Origin of the sequence: Porphyromonas sp. HMSC077F02 (genome assembly GCF_001815465.1) — a bacterium.
GTDB lineage: Bacteria > Bacteroidota > Bacteroidia > Bacteroidales > Porphyromonadaceae > Porphyromonas_A > Porphyromonas_A somerae.
Genome location: NZ_KV820655.1, coordinates 22,646 through 28,941, shown reverse-complemented (window position 1 = coordinate 28,941; position 6,296 = coordinate 22,646). Strand labels below are relative to the sequence as shown.

Annotated in this window: 5 protein-coding genes and 1 riboswitch; of the genes, 1 reads left to right on the top strand and 4 read right to left on the bottom strand. The window is 49.7% G+C overall.

What is annotated here, in order from left to right:
* Nucleotides 1-80: 80 nt before the first annotated feature.
* Nucleotides 81-1,988 carry a family 20 glycosylhydrolase gene (locus HMPREF3027_RS03830; RefSeq protein ID WP_070707168.1) on the bottom strand — a complete coding sequence of 636 codons (1,908 nt, stop codon included), beginning with the start codon at nucleotides 1,986-1,988 and terminating at the stop codon, nucleotides 81-83.
* Between the two features lie 554 nt (nucleotides 1,989-2,542).
* Nucleotides 2,543-2,641: riboswitch (TPP riboswitch) on the top strand.
* A 114-nt stretch (nucleotides 2,642-2,755) separates the two neighbouring features.
* On the opposite strand from HMPREF3027_RS03830, the gene HMPREF3027_RS03825 reads away from it, so the two are divergent.
* Nucleotides 2,756-5,005, top strand: coding sequence for a TonB-dependent receptor (locus tag HMPREF3027_RS03825; protein ID WP_246830519.1), 2,250 nt, complete (start codon nucleotides 2,756-2,758; stop codon nucleotides 5,003-5,005).
* 324 nt (nucleotides 5,006-5,329) lie between these two features.
* Here HMPREF3027_RS03825 and HMPREF3027_RS03820 read toward each other — a convergent pair whose 3' ends face one another.
* Genes HMPREF3027_RS03820 through HMPREF3027_RS09795 form a run of 3 tightly spaced genes read right to left on the bottom strand, consistent with a single transcriptional unit; the run spans nucleotide 5,330 to nucleotide 6,174 of the window.
* Nucleotides 5,330-5,686, bottom strand: coding sequence for a helix-turn-helix domain-containing protein (locus tag HMPREF3027_RS03820; protein ID WP_021902841.1), 357 nt, complete (start codon nucleotides 5,684-5,686; stop codon nucleotides 5,330-5,332).
* A 12-nt stretch (nucleotides 5,687-5,698) separates the two neighbouring features.
* Nucleotides 5,699-5,992 carry a type II toxin-antitoxin system HigB family toxin gene (locus tag HMPREF3027_RS03815; RefSeq protein ID WP_070707187.1) on the bottom strand — a complete coding sequence of 98 codons (294 nt, stop codon included), beginning with the start codon at nucleotides 5,990-5,992 and terminating at the stop codon, nucleotides 5,699-5,701.
* Between the two features lie 59 nt (nucleotides 5,993-6,051).
* Nucleotides 6,052-6,174: a hypothetical protein gene (locus HMPREF3027_RS09795; RefSeq protein WP_256374356.1), complete on the bottom strand. Its 123-nt coding sequence runs from the start codon at nucleotides 6,172-6,174 to the stop codon at nucleotides 6,052-6,054.
* Nucleotides 6,175-6,296: the final 122 nt, after the last annotated feature.

Here is a 6,296-nt window from a genome sequence, read left to right as displayed (position 1 = left end):
GTCCGACTTGTCCGACTTGTCCGACTTGTCCGATTAGGCACCCGCACCACAGAGGATGTTGTACGAAGTGCCATTCTCAACTAAGGAAGGATAATGGCTGTAAACATCCACTTATTCGGGGCGTACCAAATGCCCGACGAGAGTGCAGTGATAGGTGCTTTGACTAAAATCTCGTTCCACCCTCGGTGGAGGTGGACACGGTGTGGAGGGCGAATGAAGTAGTTTTCATCTTCATAAGGATATTCGTTATTTCCTCCATCCTGACCAGCTCTCAGCCAATGTGGAGGTGCGATCTCCTCACCATTGACCCAAATCTTAGCATCATAATTATTCCACGTTCCCTCCGCTGGAGTAGGGGTCGCGGTAGAGCGCGAAAAGTCGTAAAAGCCTATCCACATCTCCGCCTCTCGCTCCTGGTCACTCCACACCTTACGGCTAGCGTAATAGGTGGTATTGGCCCTTGCATTTTGGAAGTGCCCACGCACAGCAGGGTGCCAAAAGTGGCAAAGGATAATGGTAGCTCCTACCAAGGTGGTATCAGGGGTGAGTGTCTCAAGTGGCACCAGTTCGGGCGCAAAGCGTGTGTCCGTTTGGCCCCCATTATCGTACGGGCCATAGATATTCCAGCTGATATCGCTCTGCTTGTAGTACTGAAAGGGGAGGTGCGGGAATTGCTTCTCCCGAAGTGCCAACATACGATCCTCTAGGTTGGCAAACTCCTGAAGGGTCCCTTTTTGAATGCCCACATAAGAGTAGGCACTACCGCCCCCACTCCAGCACCTCTCTGCAAAGGCAAAGAGTGAAGGATAGAGAGGATTGTGAAGCAGATTATCCTCTCCTCTCCTGAGCCGACGGTCGTTCCAAAGGCAAAGGGTAGCACCCAAAGCCCGGTCGGTAGCCTTGTCAACACCACCAATTTGATGATTGAAGATCAGAGGGATCGCCTCAAAAGGGTCGTGGTGATTGGTATAAAGGTTTCGGGAATCAATAAAGCGAAGTGAGGAGCCACTGGAGAGTGTACTAGAGTCTTCGCCCCAAAGCTGTCGGAGGGTACTTGAGGTCAAGTTGCCCCCTGGTTGCCACCCAACCACCGTGATACCCTTCTGCTCAAGGAATCGGGTCATCTCTGGCAGAAAGGTAGAATCGGTAATCTGCACTTCGTCACCCCCGATATGGATAATCGGAAAATCGTAAGTCTCCGTCACCTCACGCAGGATATTGAGCACCGCCTCCCGCCCATCGGACGTCTGCATATCAAAGCCCATCGCCCGCTTAAAAGCCTTGGAGTGGCCAGGCATATCTATCTCAGGCACCAGAGTAATCCCTCGGTCACTACAGTAACGTTGGAGCTCCTTCACCTCAGCCTCCGAATAGTAAAGTCCGTGGTCCCGTGTCATACTCTTAGGAGCAGTGAGTTGAGGATACTGCTTTATCTCCAGTCGCCACGCCACATCCTCAGTGAGATGGAAATGAAAGATATTGAGCTTGAGGGCCGCCATCACATCTATCTGTTCCTTGATCAGCTCCACCCGCTGATAGTTGCGACCTACATCAATCATATAGCCACGCCAAGGAAACGCTGGATAATCCTCAATAGCCACCAATCTAAAACCCCGCTGCTCCGGATCATAGAGCTGGCGTAACGTCTGAATGGCATAGAAGATCCCGATAGGTTCCACCGCCTGCATCCTTATCCCCTCTATACTCACCTCTAGTCGGTAGGCCTCACGATTGGAGTGCTTCAGGCCAAGTGAAAGCGAGACCACCCCCCTTCCACCTCCGAGTGGATACTCACTACTAATTAAAGAGCTATACTGCTGAAGCTCAAAAGGAGCATCCACCTTATCTCCAAGTGAATCAAGCGCTAAATACCCCTCGCCCCACGTGACCACCTTAGGCATAGGCAGAAGTGGGGGCTCACTAGCAAAGAGTGAAAGCGGAGCAAGGCAAAGAATCAGCCATAAAGCAATGTAATGTTTTGTAGCCATAATCAGAGAATTAATATTTTCAATACTTAAACTATACAAAGGTACCAAGAAAGTTCTTTTCTCTCTTTTCTATCACGATCCTATCTAGGGGTAACGCATTAGATGATTCGTCATCAGGTATTAGATTGAATATATCGTCTATAAGGGTATGAGAGCACCCGATAGGGTGCCATTCAGATAGCCTGCCGGTCAAGGCTCGCAGAGCCGAAGACCAGCGGGTTGCGAGTTGTTCCAAATCCCTCGACCCTTGTGGTCGCACCTACCGATCCAAGTGCGACCACGAGGGTCGATTACTGATACCGCATCCATTTTCCCGCCGATCGTTCGGGGCTTTTGCCCCTCCGACGCGGGGGCTATCTGAGTGGCACCCTCACGGGTACTTTTTTTAGAACCTCTGCCGAGATCATTTCTCCATGGACACTCCCATGAATGCCACTCGAAAAGATTCTTCTAAAACGCAACCCCTTGACCGAGGCTCTTCACGATGCCCTATTTGCTAGGTCGGCTTATTTCACGTAACTTTGCAAATGAAGTAGCTGTGCTACCATATATTCTAAACTCGCAAGGGGTGCTAAAGGCAATTGCTTTGGCTGAGAAGAGACCCTCCAACCTGTACGGACAATGCCGGCGCAGGGATGCAAATAGGCGAGCGACCGCTGAGTGTCTCGCCTCTCTCTTATCTTCAATATCACTCCTTATTTGAGACATAAAAGATATGGCAACAGCTCAAATGAAATGTTTATCAAATACAAAAAGGAGAAAAGATAATGAGAACAACCAAACAATTGAGAGCCACCCTTTCGGGGCTGCTCTTAATGCTATTGCCAGTAGCCACCTCGGCACAAGAGCAGGTGGAGATGACTGGAGATCTGGAGACGGTGGTAGTACTTGGTACTCGCCCTGGTGAAAGGGTCCCCATCACCAAGCAAAAGATAGCGGTAAAGAAGCTACAGCAACAGACCACAGCGTGGGATATTCCCTCCCTTCTGAAGGGCACCCCTTCGCTCGTCACCACCAATGAGAGTGGCGTCTTCGGAGGCTACACCTACTTCACGGTTCGTGGTGTGGATCCCACTCGTGTCAATATCACAGTCAATGGGGTGCCGGTGAATGATTCGGAGAGCCAGACCGTCTTCTGGGCCAATATGCCCGACTTCGGTTCGCGTCTGAAGGATATTGTAATTGTCCGCGGAGCTGGAGCCTCCTCTTTCGGGGCTGGTGCCTTTGGTGCAACGATGGATATGCAGAGTGCCGACCCTAGTTCAAAAGCGGGAGGAAGCCTGAGCACCCATTGGGGCTCGTACGGGCTGAACCGCAATAGGGTGGCCCTAGAGAGTGGTCAGCTATCTAGTGGTTGGCGACTCGGGGGCAACCTCTCACATATTCGTAGCAATGGCTATGTAGATCGCTCTGGCACTGAGGGACTAGCTTACCTAGCTCAGGCGATGTATCAAGGTAACTACTATAGCTTCCGCCTGATCCATCACCGTGGAATTCAGAAGACAGGAATTGCGTGGAATGGTCTAGAGCCCGACCAAGAGAAAGACTTTGGTCGTCGCTTCAATTCGGCAGGTTGGATGAACCCCGGTGAGAAGGATGCCAGCAAACATCAATTCTACGACAACAACGACAACTACGACCAGCAGCATACCTACGCTATCTTCCGCCATTACCCTTTGCCCAACCTCAAGTACGACCTCACCCTTCACTATACTAGAGGCAAAGGCTTTACTCACGAGTACCGCACCGGCCGGAAGCTAAGAGAGTATGGTCTATTGCCTGCTTCGGACAAGTCCAAGGGAACGCTGATTAGAGAGAAGTACCTAGACAACCACTTCTTTGGTGGAATATTCAATATCGGTTACTCTGTAGACCATCTCCGCCTATCAGGAGGGTTGGCAGCCAATCGCTACATTGGCGACCACTATGGATTGATCCCTTACGTAGAGGATAAGTCAATTGAGTACACGCCTAATCAGGAGTATTATCGCAACCACTCCACCCGTACCGATGCCTCCATTTACCTAAAGGGGGAGCTGGATCTCTCCTATGAGGTGATGCTCTATGCCGATGTGATGTATCGTCACGTCTATGCCGTGATGAACGGATCTACCGACAAGTGGAGCAAGCACGATAAGAAATTAGATCAGCTCGACTACCGCTTACCTTACAACTTTATCCTCCCAAAGGTGGGCATTCAGTATCGCCCCAATTATCGGACTTCTCTCTACCTCTCGCTAGCCACTGCTGGCAAGGAGCCCAATCGCAAGGCCTATACTGAGAGCAAGGAGTACGATGCCAATGGCAATGAGATCATGCCTCGTCCCGAGTATATGCTCGACCTAGAGCTAGGGGGCAATTGGAATAATGGGGAGAACCTCAGCCTATTTGCCAATCTCTACGGAATGTACTACAAGGATCAATTGGTGCAAAATGGCAAGGTGAGTGACGTAGGCGAACCACTCCTTATGAATGTACCTAAGAGCTACCGTGCTGGTGCAGAGCTAGGATTTACCTGGGCGATCACCTCTCAGCTCACGCTATCGGCCAATGGTACCCTCTCCCGCAATAGAGTAGTGGAGATGACACTTGTTGAGGACAATTATACTACCGAGAAAAAAGAAGTGACCCCTCTCAAGGGCACTCCCCTCTCAAAGAGCCCTGAGTTATTGCTCAATCACTCGCTAACTTGGTCGCCCATTGACCGTCTCTCTTTGGCACTCAGTGGCAACTATGTAGGCAAACAGTATTTGGATAACTCGGGCTTTGAGAACCGCTCAATTCCACACTACTACACAGGTCAATTCATGGCCAATTATCTGCAACCATTCAGAAATGGGCAGACCCTAGCGCTTCAGCTACAGGTGCTCAACCTCTACAATAGTAGCTACGTGACCAATGGCTTTGGCGGGGGCTATGTAGAAGTAGTGGATGGGAAAGTGGAGCATAAGGCATGGGCTACTTACTTCCCTGCCGCACCACTTCACTTCGTAGTAGGTGCTACCCTCACCTTCTAAGCTACGATCCCTAATACATAACTATAAAGGACCTCCTCTCGGGGGTCCTTTTTTATTGTCTTAGCTACAGAGAGAATGTTTGCACGAAGTGCCATTCTCGCACATTTGCTTCAAATGTGCTGAGACTTTTGAACGAAGATGAGATGCAAGGCGCTGAGGGTGAGGGCAAGGTGCCGTAAGGCACCAAGGCCCAACTAGGGCGCTGGGAGCGTACTCACGTACGTGACCGATTCCGAATCCCGAAAGCAACATTATGTGCCTTGGCATCCTTACGGAAGCCTAGGCTCAGCAGATCGCCTTCGTGCAACAGTCTCATGAAACTATCTACACCCCCAACATCATCTGAGGACTAATATCTAGCAACCTGCAAATCTCCCCTGCAACACGCAACGAAGGCTCGCTCCGGTCATTCACAAAGTCACTAATACGAGAGGCCGACAAATTAAGCTCACGGGCAAGTTCCGCTTGACTCTTGCCACACTCATCAAGAGCGTACCTAATCATCTCTCCCACCGACAAAGTGTCAAGAGCATAATGCTCCGCCTCATACGCCTCCACAATATCACTCATGATCGCCAACTCGCTATCCTCCGAAGTAGATAACTCACCACGCTCCATAAGTGGCAAAAGCTCCTCAATCCTATTGAGGGCATACTCATACTTTTCTCTCGTAATATCCATAATCCCCTCTATCTATATAGTCCTACAATCAATCTTATCATACTCACTATGTGTGCCTATAAAGCGAATATATACACAATCGTGATTAAACTGCACAACCGCAACAAGCCTAAACTTATTGCCCCCTATGTTAAAGACATATCTCTGACCGCCAATCGAGTCTACACTCCCAAAACTACGCTTCACATCCATAGCATTGCTCCACTTAGCTCGCTTTACAACCTCCACCCAGTAAAGCAAAGCCACCTTGCTCTCAGGGTGTGCCTCGTAATACTCCCGAATACGTCTTATACTAATTATCCTCACATCAAAAGTTTTGAATTGCGCCACAAATATAGCACAATTATTTTGAATTACAAAACATTCTACTCCTCCAGCTCAGCCTTCACCGCCTCCATTAAAGCACTTTGCCCATCCCCCTTCACCCCAAGCACCTTACACACACGCTCTTCAATACTACCAGAGATGAATGGCACTTCGTGCAACATTCTCAAGATACATAGACGATACACCACCCCCTCCAAACCCACTTCCACACCGACTTCCCCAGGGGTTACGCATTAGGAGTAAATGTATAAGTTAATGACCCTATAAAATAGGAGGAAGTAGT